The organism is Variovorax sp. PEI5 (genome assembly GCF_056679935.1).
In genome coordinates, this window is record NZ_CM155257.1 from 2,833,187 (window position 1) to 2,850,137 (window position 16,951).

Genomic DNA, 16,951 nt, shown 5'->3' on the forward strand with positions numbered 1-16,951 from the left:
GCTCCCGTGACAGGTTCCGCTGCCGCCGATGCCGCAGCCGGGTTCGCCGCGCTGCCGCTCGCGCCGCAGACGCTCGCCAACCTTGCCCAGCTCGGCTATGCGCAGATGACGCCGATCCAGGCCGCCAGCCTGCCGGTGGCGCTGCTCGGGCACGACCTGATCGCGCAGGCCAAGACCGGCAGCGGCAAGACCGCCGCCTTCGCGCTGGCGCTGTTGGCCAATCTCAATCCGCGCCGCTTCGCCGTCCAGGCGATGGTGCTGTGCCCGACGCGCGAACTGGCCGACCAGGTCACCACCGAGATCCGCCGCCTGGCGCGCGCGGAGGAGAACGTCAAGGTCGTGACGCTGTGCGGTGGCGTCGCCCTGCGCGGCCAGACCGCCAGCCTGGAGCACGGCGCCCACATCGTGGTCGGCACGCCCGGGCGCATCATGGACCACCTCGAGCGCGGCAGCCTCGACCTGCAGGCCCTCAACACGCTGGTGCTCGACGAGGCCGACCGCATGCTGGACATGGGTTTCTTCGAGGACATCGCGACGGTCGCGCGCCAGTGTCCGCCGCAGCGCCAGACCCTGCTGTTCTCGGCCACCTATCCCGAGGGCATCGGCAAGCTGGCCGAGCGCTTCATGAAGACGCCCCAGCGCATCACCGTGCAGGCGCAGCACGAGGAGAGCCGGATCGTCCAGTACTGGTACGAGGTCGGCAACCACGAGCGCCTGCATGCGGTGTCGCAGCTGCTCGACCACTTCCGGCCGCAGAGCACGCTGGCGTTCTGCAACACCAAGCAGCAGTGCCGCGATCTGGTCGCCGTGCTGCAGGCGCAGGGCTTCAGCGCCCTGGCGCTGTTCGGCGAGCTGGAGCAGCGCGAGCGCGACCAGGTGCTGGTGCAGTTCGCCAACCGCAGCTGTTCGGTGCTGGTGGCGACCGACGTCGCCGCGCGCGGCCTCGACATCGCCCAGCTCGAAGCCGTCGTCAACGTCGACGTGACGCCCGATGCCGAAGTGCACATCCACCGCATCGGCCGTACCGGCCGGGCCGGCGCCGAGGGTCTGGCGCTCAATCTCGCGAGCATGGACGAGATGGGCAGCGTCGGGAAGATCGAGCAGCTCCAGGGCCGCGAATCGACCTGGCGGCCGCTCTCGGAGCTCACGCCGGGCAGCGGCGAGCCGCTGCGCCCGCCCATGTCCACGCTGCAGATCGTCGGTGGCCGCAAGGAGAAGATCCGCGCCGGCGACGTGCTGGGCGCCTTGACCGGCGAAGCCGGCTTCACCCGCGAGCAGGTCGGCAAGATCAACGTCAACGAGTTCTCCACCTATGTGGCGGTCGATCGGCGGATCGCGCGCGAGGCCGCCCACAGGCTCTCCACCGGTCGCGTCAAGGGCAAGTCCGTCAAGGTACGGCTGCTCGACGATGTGGCCTAATTCGTCCTTCGCATATTTCCACAGCAGAGTTTCAAGATGCCCCAAAAGATTCGTACCGAAGCAGACCGCATGGCCACCCCCCGTCCCACGCCCGTCGCCGGCTACAACATCCCCAAGAGCGGTGGCGGCCAGAAGGTCAGCCTGGAGCGCGGCACCGCCACGCGCAGCAAGAAGAACCCCGGCAAGCGTCCCAAGAAAGGCGGCTGAGGCCTCCGGTGCCGCCAGCGGCACCCGTGTCGCAGCAGCAGAGGAAAGCGCCCCGCGGGGCGCTTTTTTCATGGGCCGCGGGCTTGCCGTCGGTGCTCTCCGACACACCGGTCGCCCCGGCGGGCCCACCATCGCAGCCAGGCTCACGACCCGTCGTCCCGACCCTCCGGGCGCCGGCCGGGTCCGCCCGAAAGATCTCCTCATGACGACCTCCGACGCCACCACCCCCGTCTGGTTCATCACCGGCTGTTCGACCGGCTTCGGCCATGAACTCGCCCGCGCCGTGCTCGCGCGCGGCTGGCGCGTCGCGGCCACGGCACGCGACCGCTCGCGTCTCGCCGACCTGGTCGGGGCGGCGGGGGAGCGCGCGCTGGCGCTCGATCTCGACGTCACCGATGCGGCGCAGGTCGCCGCCGCCGTCGCCGCGGCCGAGGCGCGCTTCGGCCGCATCGACGTCCTGGTCAACAACGCCGGCTATGGCTATCAGTCCTCGGTCGAGGAAGGCGAGGAGGCGCAGATCCGGGCCCAGTTCGATGCCAACGTGTTCGGCCTGTTCGCCGTCACCCGGGCGGTGCTGCCGGGCATGCGGGCACGCCGCCATGGCCACGTGCTCAACATCACCTCGGTGGCTGGCTTCGTCGGCTTTCCGGGCTCGGGCTACTACGCGGCGAGCAAGCATGCGGTCGAGGGCTTCTCGGACGCCCTGGCCTTCGAGGGCGAGCCCCTGGGCATCCGGGTGACCTGCGTCGCGCCGGGACCGTTCCGCACCGACTGGGCCGGCCGCTCGCTGCGCCAGACGCCCAGCCGCATCGCCGACTACGCCTCGACCGCCGGCGCGCGCATGGCGGCCACCGCCACGCGCAGCGGCCACCAGCCGGGCGACCCGGTCCGCGCGGCCGAGGCCATGATCCACATCACCGAGATCGATTCGCCGCCGCGCCACCTGGTGCTCGGCGCCTTCGGCGTCGATGCCGTCGCCGGCCGCCTGCGCGGCAGCCTGGAGGAGATCGAACGCTGGCGCGACGTCGGCGTGGGCACGGATTTCCCGCCGGGCTGAGTCACGGTCGCGCGGCGCGACACCGCGCCCCGCCATGGGGCCGACTCAATCGGCGCCGCCCAGCGCGTTGCCCACCAGCCAGACATTGGCGATGGCGATCACGCCGAACAGTCCCCACGCCGCCATCCGCAGCGCCGGACCATTGACGAAGCGCCCCATCAATGCCGGGTCGCTGGTGAAGCGCACCAGCGGCCAGATCGCGAAGGGCAGTTGGAAGCTCAGCACCACCTGGCTGAGCACCAGCATGCGGCCGATGCCATCGTCGCCGAACCACCAGACGCCGACGAAGGCCGGCACCAGCGCCAGCGCACGCGTGGCGAGACGGCGCTGCCAGCACGGGATCTTCAGGTCGAGGAAGCCCTCCATCACGATCTGGCCGGCGATGGTGCCGGTGAAGGTCGAACTCTGGCCGGAGGCCAGCAGCGCGATGCCGAACAGCGCGGCGGCGAAGGCGCTGCCCACCAGCGGCTCGATGAGGTGGTAGGCATCCTCGATGCCGGTGACCTCGCGATGGCCGCTGGCATTGAAGGCGCTGGCCGCCAGCACCATGATGGCGGCGTTGACCAGCAGGGCCAGCGAGAGCGAGACGATCGCATCCGCCGTGCAGAAGCGGATCGCCTCGCTGCGCGCCGCGTCGGTCGGCGCCACCAGCCGGGTCTGCACGATCGACGAATGCAGGTACAGGTTGTGCGGCATCACCGTGGCTCCGACGATGCCGATCGCCAGGTACAGCGCGCCGGGCTGCTGCAGGCGCTCCAGGCTGGGCGCGAAGCCCATGGCGACGCCGAACCAGTTCGGCTGCGCCATCACCAGCTCGATCGCGAAGCAACCGGCGATGGTCGCCACCAGCGCCAGGACGATCGCCTCGACGCGCCGGAAGCCCGCGCCCTGCAGGCCGAGCACCAGGATGGTGTCGAAGGCCGTGATGGCGATGCCGGTGGTGACCGAGACGCCGAACAGCAGGTGCAGCGCCAATGCGCTGCCCAGCACCTCGGCCAGGTCGCAGGCGACGATGGCGAGCTCGGCGCCCAGCCACAGGAAGCGGTTGACCGCGGGCGAGTAGCGCTCCCGGCACAGGCGCGCCAGGTCCTTCTGCGCCACCAGGCCCAGGCGCACGCACAGCGTCTGCAGCAGCATCGCCGCCAGGCTCGCCAGCAGCACGACGAACAGCAGGCCGTAGCCGAAGCGCGAACCGGCCTCGATGTCGGTGGCCCAGTTGCCCGGGTCCATGTAACCCACCGAGACGAGGAGGCCGGGACCGGCGTAGCGCCAGAGCTTGCGATGGAAGGAGAGCGAGGGATCGACGGCGATGCTGCCCTTGACTTCGGAGGGGCAGAACGGCGCCGTGGCGGTGCGCGGCAGGAACGACATGCGGCGGATGATAGGTGCGCGACGATGGGCCGGCTGCCCGGGGTCAATGTCGCACCGTCCTACACAACGCATGAGGGGAGGTCCTTAGGTTGTCTTCAAAGGCGTCGTGAAATCCTCCCGACGTTCCTCCCCACCGATACCTCGAAAGCGCATACATGGCTCAATCCAGCAAGGCGTCGCCGCCTTCCTCCGTTTCCCCCGCCGTCGCGACCGCCGCCCAGGCCGCGGCCCGCAATACCGACAGCGGCCCCGCGCATCCGGCGCCTCCCGGTGCCGCCGGCGGCGACGTCCTGGCCCAGAAGGCCGCCGACACGCAGACCCTCGTCGCCGCCATGCCGGCCAACACCAACAAGGCCCTCGAACACGGCATGGACAACGCCCTGGCCGCGCCCCAGGGCCTGACGGCCACGCCGCCCTCGCGCCTGCCCACCGGCAGCACGCCGTCGGAGAGCAACTCGTCGGCCAAGGCGGGCACGGTGGCGCCCGAAGGCGTCAATGCCACCATCGGCACGCTCGACCGCGTGCGCGTCGACTCGTCGGGCCAGATCCTGACGACGAACCAGGGCGTGAAGATCGCCGACAACCAGAACTCGCTCAAAGCCGGCCTGCGCGGCCCGGCGCTGCTGGAAGACTTCATCCTGCGCGAGAAGATCACCCATTTCGACCACGAGCGCATTCCGGAGCGCATCGTGCACGCCCGCGGATCGGGCGCGCATGGCTACTTCGAAGCCTACGAGTCGCTGGCCAAGTACACCAAGGCCTCGGTGTTCGCCGAAGCTGGCAAGATCACGCCGGTGTTCGTGCGCTTCTCGACCGTCGCCGGCGAGCGCGGCTCCAAGGACACGGCCCGCGACGTGCGCGGCTTCGCGGTCAAGTTCTACACCGACGAAGGCAACTGGGACCTGGTGGGCAACAACATCCCCGTCTTCTTCATCCAGGACGCCATCAAGTTCCCCGATCTGGTCCATGCCGTCAAGCCGGAGCCGCACCACGGCATGCCGCAGGCGGCCTCGGCGCATGACACGTTCTGGGATTTCGTCTCGCTGATGCCCGAGTCGACCCACATGCTGATGTGGCAGATGAGCGACCGCACGCTGCCGCGCAGCTACCGGATGATGCAGGGCTTCGGCGTGCACACCTTCCGGCTGGTCAATGCCGAGGGTGAATCGGTGTTCGTGAAGTTCCACTGGCAGCCCAAGCTCGGCACGCACTCGATGGTGTGGGACGAGGCGGTGAAGATCTCCGGCGCCGATCCGGACTTCCATCGTCGCGACCTGTGGGAAGCCATCAATGCGGGCGAGTATCCGGAATGGGAACTGGGCCTGCAGATCTTCACCGAGGAGCAGGCCGCGGGCTTCAGCTTCGACGTACTGGACTCGACCAAGGTCATCCCCGAGGAACTGGTGCCCGTGCAGATCGTGGGCCGCATGGTGCTCAACCGCAACCCGGACAACTTCTTCGCCGAGACCGAGCAGGTGGCCTTCTGCACCGCGCACATCGTGCCGGGCATGGATTTCACCAACGACCCGCTGCTGGCCGGCCGCATCCACTCCTACGTGGACACGCAGATCAGCCGCCTGGGCGGCCCCAACTTCCACGAGCTGCCGATCAACGCGCCGATCGCGCCGGTCCACAACAACCAGCGTGACGGCATGCATCGCCAGGCGATCCCGCGCGGTCGCGTGTCGTACGAGCCGAATTCGCTGGCCGGCGGCGCTCCGTACCAGGCCGGTGCGGCCCAGGGCTTCCAGAGCATCGCCCGTCGCATCGACGCGGCGGAGTCGAGCGACAAGGTGCGCGGCAAGCCGGAGAAGTTCGCCGACCATTACACGCAGGCCACGCTGTTCTACGAGAGCCAGACGCCGGTCGAGCAGGCCCACATCGCCGCCGCGTTCCGCTTCGAGCTGTCCAAGGTGGCGGTGCCGGCGATCCGCCAGCGCATGGTCGCCGGCCTGGTGAACGTGTCGCCCGCGCTGGCGTCCCAGGTGGCCGCGGATCTGGGCATGGAAGTGCCCGCCGCGCTGCCGAAGGCCCTGGAGACCCCGGCGACGCCGGAAGTCGACAAGTCGCCCGCGCTGTCGCTGATGGCCCGTCCGGGCGATGGCGGCATCCGCACCCGCAAGATCGCGATCCTGGTGGCGCATGGCGTCGATGGCGCTTCCGCCGTGGCGGTGCACAAGGCCCTGTTCGATGCCGGCGCGGTGCCGCGCTTCGTCGCGCCGCGCCTGGGCACCGTGAAGACGGCCGATGGCACGCCGATCGAGGCCGATGCCACGCTGGAGAACACGCCCGGCTTCCTGTTCGATGCCCTGGTGCTGCCCGATGGCGCCGCCGGTGTCGAGCTGCTGGCCGGCGATGGCCACACGGCCGAGTTCGTCAAGGACCAGTACCGCCATTGCAAGACGCTGCTCGCCCTGGGTTCGTCGCAGGCATTGCTGACCGATGCGGGCATCCCGCTGACGCTGCCGGACGGCACCGACGACCCGGGCCTGATCCTGGCCGACGCGTCCGACGTCGGCTCCGCGACGGTGGCCTTCATCACCGCCGTCGGCCAGCCGCGCCACGCCGCGCGCGATTGCGATCCGCCGATGGTGTGAGGCATGCCGCCGGGCTCGTCCCGGTGGAAGCAATCCAGCCAGAGCCCGCCGACCGGCCACCCGCGCCGGGCCATGGCACATCAAGACGCCGTCCTCAGGGACGGCGTTTTTCGTGGGCGCCGTCCGATCGACTTGTCGTCCGGTCTTGGCACACTTGTTGAATGTTCCCCTCTCCCAACGCCTTTTTCCCCCAGGACCACCGATGAAGCTCAAAGCCAACTGCACCATGACCGTGAAAGCCGGCGCCGATTGCCCGGTGGTCGCCATGCTCCGTCCGCGCAGCGGCATGGCGCAATGGATGATCAGCGAACGCTACGAACTCTCGCCCTGGGTACGCACGGTCGAATATGTCGACAGCTATGGCAACCTCGGCCAGCGCTTCGTGATCCCCAAGGGCGAGATGCGCATCGAGGTCGAGATGGTGATGGAGACCGAGGACGAGATCCGCGTCACGCCCGGCGCGCCCCGCACGCCCGTCGAGGACCTGCCCGACGATGCGCTGCTCTATCTGCTCCAGAGCCGCTATTGCCCGTCCGACAAGATGGAGGCCAAGGCGCTGGAGATCGTCGGCAAGGCCAAGGCCGGCTACGACCAGATCGAAGCCATCCGTGCCTGGATCCACGACAACCTCGAATACCGCTATGGGGTCAGCGATGGCACCACCGACGCGCTCGACTCGCTGGCCCATGGCGCCGGCGTCTGCCGCGACTTCTCCCACATCGGCGTGGCGCTGACGCGGGCCTTGAAGATCCCGGCGCGCATGGTGGTGGGCTACCTCCACAAGCTCGATCCGATGGACATGCATGCCTGGTTCGAGGCCTTCGTCGATGGCCGCTGGTACACCTTCGACGCCACCCAGTCCGAGCCGTTGGGCGGACGCATCGTGGTGGCCTATGGGCGCGACGCGGCCGACGTGGCCTTCGTCTCGAACTACGGACCACTGGAGATGGGCGAGATGAAGGTCACGGTCGACCGGGTGGAACCGTCCGAGGAGTGACCGGCCGGCCTCACGGCCCGGATGGCCGTGGCGCCGCCGCGTGCGTTCAGCGGCGCAGCCGGCGCTCGAGACGGGTGGTGGCCTTGTGCTCGCGGCGCGCGGTCCTGCGCTGTCGCTTCTCCCAGTGCGTCGCGACGGTGGTGGCGAAGGTCGCCACCCCCAGCAGCAGCACCTGGCGCGCCAGGCTGGCCGTGGCGACATGCAGGCGTTCCTCGACCTCGCGCTGCGCCTCGACGGTGCGGCGCATGGTGTCGGCGTCCACCGCCAGACGCGTATCGCCCGTGCCGCCGGTGGCCGCCGGGCCGGCATCGCCCTGGGTCGCCGCCAGGGCCGAGCGGGCCGTCTCGTGCGGGGCGGCGCCCGGGACGATGGCATCGGTGCCGGCTTCCTTCACCGCGGCGACCGCCTGGGTGGCGGCCGTGGCCTTGGTGCCGGCGATCGAGCCGTGCTCGTTGGCATAGACCTTGGTGAACTCCGCGCCCAGCAGGAAGATCTGCGCCGCGTAGTAGACCCAGGCCAGCAGCACCACCAGCGAGCCGGCCGCGGCGAAGGACTCGTTGACGCCGCTCTTGCCGATGTACAGCCCGATCAGGGTCTTGCCGATCTCGAACAGCACCGCCGTCACGATGGCGCCGATCCAGACGTCGTGCCACTCGATCTTGGCCGTCGGCATGAGCTTGAAGATCATCGCGAACAGCACCGTCGTGATGCCGATCGACACCACGATGTTGAGCGCCATCAGCAGGATCTCCCAGCCCGGCAGCAGGCCCCCGGCCCAGCTGCCGAAGGCCGCCACGCTGGCGCTCACCAGCAGCGAGACCATGAGCAGGAAGGCCAGCCCCAGGATCAGGCCGAAGGACAGCACCCGCGCCCGCAGCAGTCCCCAGACGCCACTCGGCTTCTCGCGCTCGGGCACGTGCCAGATGCGGTCGAGCGAGCTCTGCAGTTCGCCGAACACGGTGGTCGCGCCGATGATCAGCACCACGATGCTGATCAGGCCCGCCACCAGGCCCTTGGCCGGCTCGTCGGCGCTCTTGATGAGGCCCTGCACCGCGATCGCCCCCTCGCGCCCGATCAGACCCTGCAGTTGCGTCACGATCTCGCCCTGCACCGCCTCGCGACCGAAGATCGCGCCAGCCACCGCGATGACGATCACCAGCAGCGGCGCCAGCGAGAACATCGTGTAGTAGGAGATCGCCGCGCCCATGCTCGGCGCGAGGTCGTCGATCCAGGCCATGACGGCCTTCTTGGCCAGGTCGAAGAAGTACTTGATCTTCGACCCCTTGGCCGCCGCGGAGGAAGACCCCGGCAGGATGGGGGCGGGAACGGATGGGGCGGTGGACATGACGTGGGTTTCCTCTCGTGGCGGCCTGATTAGCCGTCACGTTAGAAGCACGCGCCGCATGCGGGCGACGGACGATGTGAGTGCTTCGTGTCAGCCAGCGACCGTCCCGGAGCCGGTCCGCCAGGCCGCCGGCCGACAGCCACGTCGGCGGCGGCTGCCGCGTCGGCGTCAGCCCTGGCGCTTCCAGAACCTCGGTGCCTTGGCGATGCGGCGCAGCGCCTTCTGGCTGGCCCGCGTGGATGCCTCCTGCCGCGCGCTCAGCCAGCCGACGGCGAACCAGGCGCGCGGATCGGTCGCGGTGGCGCCGCGGAAGGCCTCGAGCGCGGAGGCCTCGTCGTTGGCCTCGCCCAGGGCATCCTGGGCCGGTGCCAGATGCGCGAGATAGCGTCGCGCGCCTTCGGCATCGAACAGCGGGGCGACGAACTCGGCCAGGTAGCGCAGGCGCTTGAGCTTCTTGCGCACGTCGTGGCGCGCCTCGATCTCCAGGGTGTCGAAGCGGTCGGCATCCTCGACCAGGCGACGGTGCAGCTTGCGCAGGCGCCGCTGAAGGGCGTGCCGGGCCTCGGGGGCGTCCAGTGGTTGCCCGGGCTCGGCATGCTCGCCGGTGTCGTCGCTCGGTGCCGCAGCGGCCGGTGCATCGATGGCCGCGAAGCCGATCAGATCGACCAGCACGGCCTGGAAGGCGGGATCGCGCACCAGGTCGCCCGGTGCCGGCGTGTCACCGGTCACGCTCTCCACGGTGGCGGATGGCGCGCCGGCGGCATCCAGCCGGGGCGCCAGCTTCTCGGCGCGCAACTCCTGGTCGCGCCGGGCGCCGAGGCCACGGAAGGCCAAGACCAGCGGTGGCTCCCACGCGGGATCGAAACCGGGGCCGAGCACGTCGAGCTCGCGCAGCGCGGTGCGCAGCCGGCGGATGCCCACGCGCAGCTGGTGCACGACATCGGCCGTGGCGTCGCCGGCGGCGATCTCGCTGGCGTTGGGCAGCATCTGCGCCAGGCAGGCCGCGACGACGGCGCGCTGGATCGCCGGGCCATCGGGGGCGTTCCGCCCATGCCGGTGGCTGCCCTTGCGCGCGCCCTTGCCCTTGCCCTTGCGGCCGGCCTTCTTGCCGGCGTCCTCGCGTGGCGCCGGTTCGACCGCCTCGAAGCGCGGTGGCCGCGCCTTCACGGCCGGTGCCGCGTCGAGGCCGGCCATCAGCCGTTCGCCGCGCTCGGCCTTCGACACGGTGCTCAGCCACAGGCCATGCGCCTGCGACCAGTGGCGGGCCAGTTCGACCAGGCCGGCGATGTCGCCATCGACCAGTTCGAGCTCGAGCTCGCACACCGGCGCGCGCCGCGCCGCGCCGCCCGCGGCCGGCGTGGCGACGACATGACCCAGGTCGAGCGCCAGTTCCACCGTCGTGCCGGCGCCGCCGTCCGGGGCAGGCACATGGACTTCGCGCGACAGGCGCCAGATGTCGGTGCCATAGGTCTCGACCAGGGGCTGCCCGGCGGCCTCGAGGTGGTGCGCGATGCGCTCGCCCACGGGAGTGCCGGCATGACGCCGCACATCGGGCTCGGGCATCTCGCCGGCCCGCGCCGGGCCCAGGTCGGCGTTGTGCTCCAGCCGGTGCAGCGGACCCTCGCCGAGCGCCTTGGCGGTCTGGACCCAGCGGTCGCCCTCCTGGCGCAGGCGCAGCACGGCGCCCTGCGCGGCCAGGCTGCCGTCGGCGGTGTCGAAATAGCGGGCCCGCAGTCGCGTGCGCCGGGTCGGCGCGCTGCGCAGTTCGGCCTTCAGGGCGGCGAGGCGATCGGCGGGGACTTGAAACTTGAACTCGATTTCCATGGACGTCGGGGATGCGCGAAGAGAAGAGAAGGAGAGGAGGGGGCCGGTGGTGCAACGGGGACCGGATCATGGTCGCACGCCGACCCCGCGGATTTGATGAAAGGCCGCGTCTCGCGCCGGGGTAGCGCCTACGATGGGGCCGCCTCCTTCCGCCACGTTCCCACGCCCGCCCGGGCCACCGCCATGACCGACGACTACCAGATCGACATCCCGCCCTCGTTCTTCGCGCTCCATGCCGACGCGCAGCGCCAGCGCCTGCGCGAACCCATCGCCACGGTGCGCGCGCGCTACGAGGTCTGCGAGGACCTGGCCGCGCATCTGGTGGAGCACGCGCGCGTGCTGGCGCATGTCGAGGTGCCCTCGGAGGACGAGGTGCTGCATCGCATCCATGCCGGGCTGCGCTCGGAAGCCTCGGGCGTCTCGGCCGACGAGGCCCGCTGGATCGTGCTGCGGCTGGCGGAGCTGCTGGGCTGGCAGACGCCGGCGCTCGACGCCTGAGCAGCGCTCTCCGGCCGACGGCTGTGCCTTCGGCCTACGGCAAATCCAGCCAACGGCTTTGCCGGCGATGGACGGGCGACCTCAGAGTCCCATGACTCCCGGTTTTCCCCAGCACCCACCCTTCCATCCATGACCGCCACCACGACCCCATCCACGGCCTCCGACAGCGCCGATTCGCCAGCCTTCACCCTCGAGGAAGGCGTCTCCCATCCGCGCGGTGCCACCTACAACGGACGCGGTGTCAATTTCGCCCTGTTCTCCGCCCATGCCACCAAGGTCGAGGTGTGCATCTACGACGAGAGCGGCACCAACGAGATCGCCCGCATCGCGCTGCCCGAATACACCGACGAGGTCTGGCACGGCTTCGTGCCCGGCCTGAAGCCCGGCACCCGCTATGGCTACCGCGTGCATGGTCCCTACGAGCCGCTGAAGGGTCATCGCTTCAACCCCAACAAGCTGCTGCTCGACCCCTATGCGAAGGCGCACATGGGCGAGCTCAAGTGGGGCCCCGAGGTGTTCGGCTACACCGTTGGCCATCCCGATGGCGACCTGAGCTTCGACGAGCGCGACAGCGCGCCCTTCATGCCCAAGTGCGTGGTGGTCGACTCGCGCTTCGAATGGAAGCAGACCGACACCGTGCGGGTGCCATGGAACGAGACCGTGTTCTACGAGACGCACGTCAAGGGCTACACGATGCGCCACCCCGGGGTGCCGGAGCATTTCCGCGGCACCTTCGCCGGCATGACCGACGAAGTCATCGCGCCGATCAAGGAACTGGGCGTGACCAGCGTCGAGCTGCTGCCGATCCAGATGTTCCTCAACCAGCCGTTCCTGCTGGAGAAGGGCCTGACCAACTTCTGGGGCTACGACACGATGGGCTTCTTCGCCCTCGACCAGCGCTACATGGACGGGCCCAACATCGACGAGTTCAAGGCCATGGTCGACCGCTTCCACGCCCACGGCCTGGAAGTGATCATGGACGTGGTCTACAACCACACGCCCGAAGGCAACGAGATGGGTCCGACGCTGTCCTTCAAGGGCATCGACAACGCCAGCTACTACCGGCTGATGCCCGGCGGCGAGGGCCAGGAGGGCCCCGGCCCGCGCTACTACATCAACGACACCGGCACCGGCAACACCTTGAACCTGAGCCACCCGCGCGTGCTGCAGATGGTGACCGACAGCCTGCGCTACTGGGTCACGGAGATGCGCGTCGATGGCTTCCGCTTCGACCTGGCGACCATCCTGGCGCGCGAGCCGCATGGCTTCGACGAGGGCGGCGGCTTCCTGGACAGCTGCCGCCAGGATCCGGTGCTTTCCAGCGTCAAGCTGATCGCCGAGCCGTGGGACATCGGCCCGGGCGGCTACCAGGTGGGTGGCTTCCCGCCCGGCTGGGCCGAGTGGAACGACCAGTTCCGCGACACCGTGCGCGCCTTCTGGAAGGGCGACGAGGGCATGGCGCCCGCGCTCGCGCAGTGCCTGACCGCCAGTGGCGACCGCTTCAACAAGCGTGGCCGTCGGCCCTGGGCCAGCGTCAACTTCATCACCGCCCATGACGGCTTCACGCTGGCCGACACCGTCAGCTACAACGAGAAGCACAACGAGGCCAACAACGAGAACAACCGCGACGGCCATTCCGACAACCGCTCGTGGAACTGCGGCGTCGAAGGCCCGACCGACGACGAGGGCGTGCTGGCCCTGCGCGCGCGCCAGCAGCGCAACCAGCTCGCCACGTTGCTGCTCTCGCAGGGCACGCCGATGGTGCTGGCCGGCGACGAGTTCGGCCGCACCCAGCAGGGCAACAACAATGCCTATTGCCAGGACGACGACATCTCGTGGGTGCAATGGCAGGACATCGACGAGCGCGGCGAATCGCTGCGCAGGTTCACCCAGCACCTGACCATGCTGCGCCGCCGACTGCCGGTGCTGCGCCGCAACCGCTTCCTGACCGGGCAGTGGAGCGAGGCCGCCCAGGTCAAGGACTCGACCTGGTTCGCCCCGGACGGCAACGAGATGCAGGCGCCGCACTGGCAGGATCCGCAGACGCGCTGCTTCGGCCTGCTGCTCGAGGGCACCGCGCCATCGTCGGCGCTGCCGCGTGCGTCGCACGACGACAGCGTGCTGATCGTCTTCAACTCCTGGGAAGGCGCGATCGACTTCACGCTGCCCTCGCGTGGCGAGGCCTTCGCCGGCAAGGGCTGGACGCGCGTGGTCGACACCGCGCTCGACACCCAGGAGGACGTGCCCTTCGAGCCGGGCCACCGCTACACGGTGACCGGTCGCTCGCTGCTGGTGTTCACCTCGCCGGCCTGAGATCCGCGCCGTCGGCCCCCGGTCTCCCGAGGCCGGAAGGGGCGGGCATGAAAAAAGGGCGGTGCATCGAGCACCGCCCTTTTTCTTTGCTCGTGGCCGTGGCCGCTCAGCTCGCGCCGCCGGCTTCCTCGACGCGCTCGGTGTTGGTGGTGCTGCGCGTGCCCTTCAGATGCATCTCGACATCCGTGGCGCGATCGCCGACCTCCGCGACCGCGTCCTTGAGCTGCTGGGACGTGACGTCGAGCTTCTTCGCCCATTCCTCCAGCGCGGCGTCGGACTGGACGTCGATGGTGTCGGGAGCGGTGGCATTGGGAGCGATGGGGGTGTCGTTGTCGGACATGGAGATTCCTTTGCGGGAGTCGAAGCGGGCCGCCTTGAGGCGGAAAGAAGCCTCAACCTAGTCCCGTCGCGCGTGCCGCGTTGTAGGCCGGGCGGACCGGTCGCGCGTCTGCCGACACCGACGCCGCATCCCGGACGGCACCCGGCATGCGCGCGATGTGGACAATCGATCGCCATGCAAATCCGAAAAAACACCGCCATCACCCTCCGCTACAAGGTCGCCGATGCCAAGGGCAAGCTCATCGAGGAAGCGCCCGAACCCATGACCTACCTGCACGGCGGCTACGACAACACCCTGCCCAAGATCGAGCAGGCGCTCGAAGGCAAGGAGACGGGTTACAGCGTCACGCTGCAGCTCAAGCCCGAGGATGCCTTCGGCGAACGCGATCCGGCGCTCGAACGCACGATCCCCAAGAGCGAATTCCCGCCGGGCGTGAAGGTCGGCGGCCAGCTCGAGGGACGCGACGAAGAAGGCCGGCCGCAGGTCTTCACCGTCAAGAAGATCAAGGGCGACAAGGTGCTGCTCGACGGCAACCATCCACTCGCCGGCATGGAGCTGCGCTTCACGCTCAAGGTGATCGAGGTCAGGGCCGCCTCGGCCGAGGAGATCGCGCACCGCCACGTCCACGGCGCGCACGGCCACCATCACTGAGCGGACGGTCCCGGGCGGTTGTCGGCGTCCCCCTGACGGGCCCCGCTACGAGCTCAGGACCTTGGACTTCACGAACAGCGCGGCCTTCTTCAGGTTGCGCAGCCGGTCCGACAGGCTCGGGGGCTTCAGGTAGGCCCGGGTGCCCGGCACGTAGGTCATGGCCCAGGCCTGGCGCATGAAGGGCGCATTGGCCTTGAGAGCGCCACCCTTGCCGGTCTCGGAGGCCAGGTAGTTGCCGTTGTGCGAGCGCAGGATGATCTGCGAGGCATTGACCGGAATGCTGTCGAACAGCGAATAGATGTCGCGCTCGTCGCAGAGGCGCACCGTCTCGTCGGCATCGGGGTTGACGCTCAGGTAGCGGCCCTCGGCCGTGCGCAGCACGATCTTGCCCTTGCCCTTGTCCTCCATGAAGAACTGCACGCGATCGTCCTTGATGGAATGACCCGACCAGTCCAGCGATGCGCTCTCGTCGTCCGAGTACTGGAGGAACCTGCCGTTCTGGCCCTTCAGGCCGAAGGTGTCGGCCGCCGGCGAGGTGAGCTGCGGGTCGTCGATCTCGTCCAGGCCGACGAAGCGGTAGCCCAGCGCCTGGAGCCGGGGGATCAGGTGGCGCGTGAGTTCCAGCGTCCGGCTCTTGGCGGCGACGGTGTCCATGTCGGCGATGCCGTCGTGCATCACGATGATGCCCTTGCCCTTGGACTCGATGTCCTTCAGGTAGACCTCGGCGGCTTCCTCGACCGACTTGCCCAGCTTCCAGTAGTAGCAGTCGATGCCGGCGATGTTCCAGTACACCGGACCGACGTGGCGGTAGGAGCTGCGCAGGTCGACGTTGAGCTCGTTGGCGACCTCGGGCGACCACTTGCCATAGGTGGCACGGAAGTAGATCGGCCGGTCCTTGTTGTATTTCTGGATGACCGTGTTGGTGCGGATGATCTGGTCGCGCACGTCACCGTTGACCGACACGTAGTAGGGCATGTCGGGATGCTCGAACGTGTGGTTGCCGATGATGTGGCCGTGGGCATGGAGTTCGTCCAGGATCTCCGGATGCTCGACGGCGAACTTGCCCACCACGAAGAAGGTGGCGCGCACGCCCTGCTCGTGCAGGAAGCGGCCGATCGCCGCGCTCGCCGGTCCGGGGCCGTCGTCATAGGTCAGGCACAGGGTCTTCTCGGGCAGGTCGACATCGACAATGTTCTGGGGGGCCAGCATCGGATTCCTTACATCTTGCCCAGTTCGAGGGCGACTCTCGACGACGGGCGGGAGAACACGTCCAGGTACTTCCGCGCGACGTTGCGCTTGGAATGCTCCTTCAGGTAGGCGACGCGGCACTCGGGCATCGGATCGCAGGCGGGCGCATCGAGCGCCTGCCGCAGCAGCCGGGTCAGTGCCTCCACGTCGCCCATCGGAAACACGTCGGCATGGCGATCGACCGCCTCGGCCAGTCCGCCGGCGTCGGCCACCAGCATCCGGCAACCGCAGGCCAGGCCCTCCAGCGCCACGATGCCGAAGCCTTCGTTGCCGGTCGAGGGAATGATCATGGTGCGATGGCGGTTCATGACGCGCGCCAGGGGCTCGTCACGCAGCATGCCCAGGAAGCTCACCTGGCCGGCCAGGCCCAGGGCCTCGACCTTGGCCTCGAGGCGGTCGGCCTCGGGTCCATAGCCCACGACGCTCAGGGTGAAGGGCCGCTTCAGGCGGCTGCAGGCCTCGATCAGCATGTCGCAGCCCTTCTGCGTCACCAGGCGGCCGACGAAGACGAAGTCGCGCGTCCGGCGCTCGTTCTCGTACAGCTTGAACAGTTCGTCGTTGTAGCAGTTGTAGATCACCGTCGAGGGCGCCGGCAGGGCCCGGGCGACGCTCCGGCTGACCGAGATGTTGGTGGTCGCCTTGCGGATCACCAGGCTCTTGAGCCGCGACTTGAGGCCGAGCGACTCTATGAGATGGAAGTCGTTGTGCGAAATCATCCAGCGCTTGAGCGGATTGAAGAACAGCAGCCAGATGCCCTTGAGCGTGATGTTGGGCATGTAGAAGATGTCGCTCCACATGAACAGGCGGATCTGGCTGAGCTTGTCGGCCGAATGGAAGATCTCGATGTTCTCCAGCGGTGTGCTGCCGGTCTGGGGCTGCTCGGTCACCACCTTGACCTCATGCCCGGCGCGAACGAATTCCTTGGCGAGGAACAGGGTGTGGTTCTCGATGCCGCCGATGGCGGGATAAAAAACTGAGCTGTAGATCAGTATTTTCATCCTTGTCGCTTTCCAATCTGAGAGGTTGAAATGTTTCCGCTCGTTGGAAAGCAGAGAGAGTCAGTAGGGCCCATATCGTCTTCACG

14 protein-coding genes are annotated in these 16,951 nt (G+C 68.8%); 8 read left to right on the forward strand and 6 right to left on the reverse strand.

All coding sequences use genetic code 11. The features are described from left to right. Nucleotides 1–6: 6 nt before the first annotated feature. From dbpA to AC1MLT_RS13110, 3 genes are all read left to right on the forward strand, one after another. Complete coding sequence (gene dbpA, locus AC1MLT_RS13100; RefSeq protein WP_481032636.1) at nt 7–1,419, forward strand: ATP-dependent RNA helicase DbpA; 1,413 nt, start codon at nt 7–9, stop codon at nt 1,417–1,419. A 69-nt stretch (nt 1,420–1,488) separates the two neighbouring features. After that, nucleotides 1,489–1,626, forward strand: coding sequence for a hypothetical protein (locus tag AC1MLT_RS13105; protein ID WP_481035086.1), 138 nt, complete (start codon nt 1,489–1,491; stop codon nt 1,624–1,626). A 202-nt stretch (nt 1,627–1,828) separates the two neighbouring features. Next, nucleotides 1,829–2,683 carry an oxidoreductase gene (locus tag AC1MLT_RS13110; protein ID WP_481032637.1) on the forward strand — a complete coding sequence of 285 codons (855 nt, stop codon included), beginning with the start codon at nt 1,829–1,831 and terminating at the stop codon, nt 2,681–2,683. 45 nt (nt 2,684–2,728) lie between these two features. Here AC1MLT_RS13110 and AC1MLT_RS13115 read toward each other — a convergent pair whose 3' ends face one another. Next, nucleotides 2,729–4,054 carry an Nramp family divalent metal transporter gene (locus AC1MLT_RS13115; protein WP_481032638.1) on the reverse strand — a complete coding sequence of 442 codons (1,326 nt, stop codon included), beginning with the start codon at nt 4,052–4,054 and terminating at the stop codon, nt 2,729–2,731. 155 nt (nt 4,055–4,209) lie between these two features. Here AC1MLT_RS13115 and AC1MLT_RS13120 point away from each other — a divergent pair, with 155 nt between their 5' ends. Together AC1MLT_RS13120 and AC1MLT_RS13125 are read left to right on the forward strand one after the other, a co-directional pair. Next, the gene (locus AC1MLT_RS13120) at nt 4,210–6,651 is read left to right on the forward strand and encodes a catalase (RefSeq protein ID WP_481032639.1); all 2,442 of its coding nucleotides are present in this window, start codon (nt 4,210–4,212) and stop codon (nt 6,649–6,651) included. Between the two features lie 202 nt (nt 6,652–6,853). Beyond that, nucleotides 6,854–7,648, forward strand: a complete 795-nt coding sequence (locus tag AC1MLT_RS13125) for a transglutaminase-like domain-containing protein (RefSeq protein WP_481032640.1) — start codon at nt 6,854–6,856, stop codon at nt 7,646–7,648. Nucleotides 7,649–7,694: 46 nt separating this feature from the next. Here AC1MLT_RS13125 and AC1MLT_RS13130 read toward each other — a convergent pair whose 3' ends face one another. Together AC1MLT_RS13130 and AC1MLT_RS13135 are read right to left on the reverse strand one after the other, a co-directional pair. After that, nucleotides 7,695–8,993 (reverse strand): YihY/virulence factor BrkB family protein, encoded by a 1,299-nt coding sequence (locus AC1MLT_RS13130; protein WP_481032641.1) that lies wholly within the window; start codon nt 8,991–8,993, stop codon nt 7,695–7,697. Nucleotides 8,994–9,161: 168 nt separating this feature from the next. Beyond that, nucleotides 9,162–10,817 carry a CYTH and CHAD domain-containing protein gene (locus tag AC1MLT_RS13135; RefSeq protein ID WP_481032642.1) on the reverse strand — a complete coding sequence of 552 codons (1,656 nt, stop codon included), beginning with the start codon at nt 10,815–10,817 and terminating at the stop codon, nt 9,162–9,164. Between the two features lie 183 nt (nt 10,818–11,000). Here AC1MLT_RS13135 and AC1MLT_RS13140 point away from each other — a divergent pair, with 183 nt between their 5' ends. Both AC1MLT_RS13140 and glgX read left to right on the forward strand, forming a co-directional pair. Next, on the forward strand, nt 11,001–11,315 hold the full coding sequence (locus AC1MLT_RS13140; RefSeq protein ID WP_481032643.1) for a hypothetical protein: 315 nt from the start codon (nt 11,001–11,003) through the stop codon (nt 11,313–11,315). A 129-nt stretch (nt 11,316–11,444) separates the two neighbouring features. Further along, nucleotides 11,445–13,628 (forward strand): glycogen debranching protein GlgX, encoded by a 2,184-nt coding sequence (gene glgX / locus AC1MLT_RS13145; RefSeq protein ID WP_481032644.1) that lies wholly within the window; start codon nt 11,445–11,447, stop codon nt 13,626–13,628. 106 nt (nt 13,629–13,734) lie between these two features. On the opposite strand, the gene AC1MLT_RS13150 is transcribed toward glgX, so the two are convergent. Beyond that, nucleotides 13,735–13,968, reverse strand: coding sequence for a DUF3606 domain-containing protein (locus AC1MLT_RS13150; RefSeq protein ID WP_481032645.1), 234 nt, complete (start codon nt 13,966–13,968; stop codon nt 13,735–13,737). Between the two features lie 174 nt (nt 13,969–14,142). Between AC1MLT_RS13150 and AC1MLT_RS13155 the strand changes: the two genes are divergently transcribed. After that, nucleotides 14,143–14,619 (forward strand): FKBP-type peptidyl-prolyl cis-trans isomerase, encoded by a 477-nt coding sequence (locus tag AC1MLT_RS13155; RefSeq protein ID WP_481032646.1) that lies wholly within the window; start codon nt 14,143–14,145, stop codon nt 14,617–14,619. A gap of 45 nt (nt 14,620–14,664) precedes the next feature. Here the strand turns inward: AC1MLT_RS13155 and AC1MLT_RS13160 are convergent, their stop codons facing one another. Both AC1MLT_RS13160 and AC1MLT_RS13165 read right to left on the reverse strand, forming a co-directional pair. Continuing rightward, the gene (locus tag AC1MLT_RS13160; protein ID WP_481032647.1) at nt 14,665–15,828 is read right to left on the reverse strand and encodes a polysaccharide deacetylase family protein; all 1,164 of its coding nucleotides are present in this window, start codon (nt 15,826–15,828) and stop codon (nt 14,665–14,667) included. 8 nt (nt 15,829–15,836) lie between these two features. Further along, nucleotides 15,837–16,865, reverse strand: a complete 1,029-nt coding sequence (locus AC1MLT_RS13165; RefSeq protein ID WP_481032648.1) for a glycosyltransferase family 4 protein — start codon at nt 16,863–16,865, stop codon at nt 15,837–15,839. Nucleotides 16,866–16,951 lie beyond the last annotated feature (86 nt).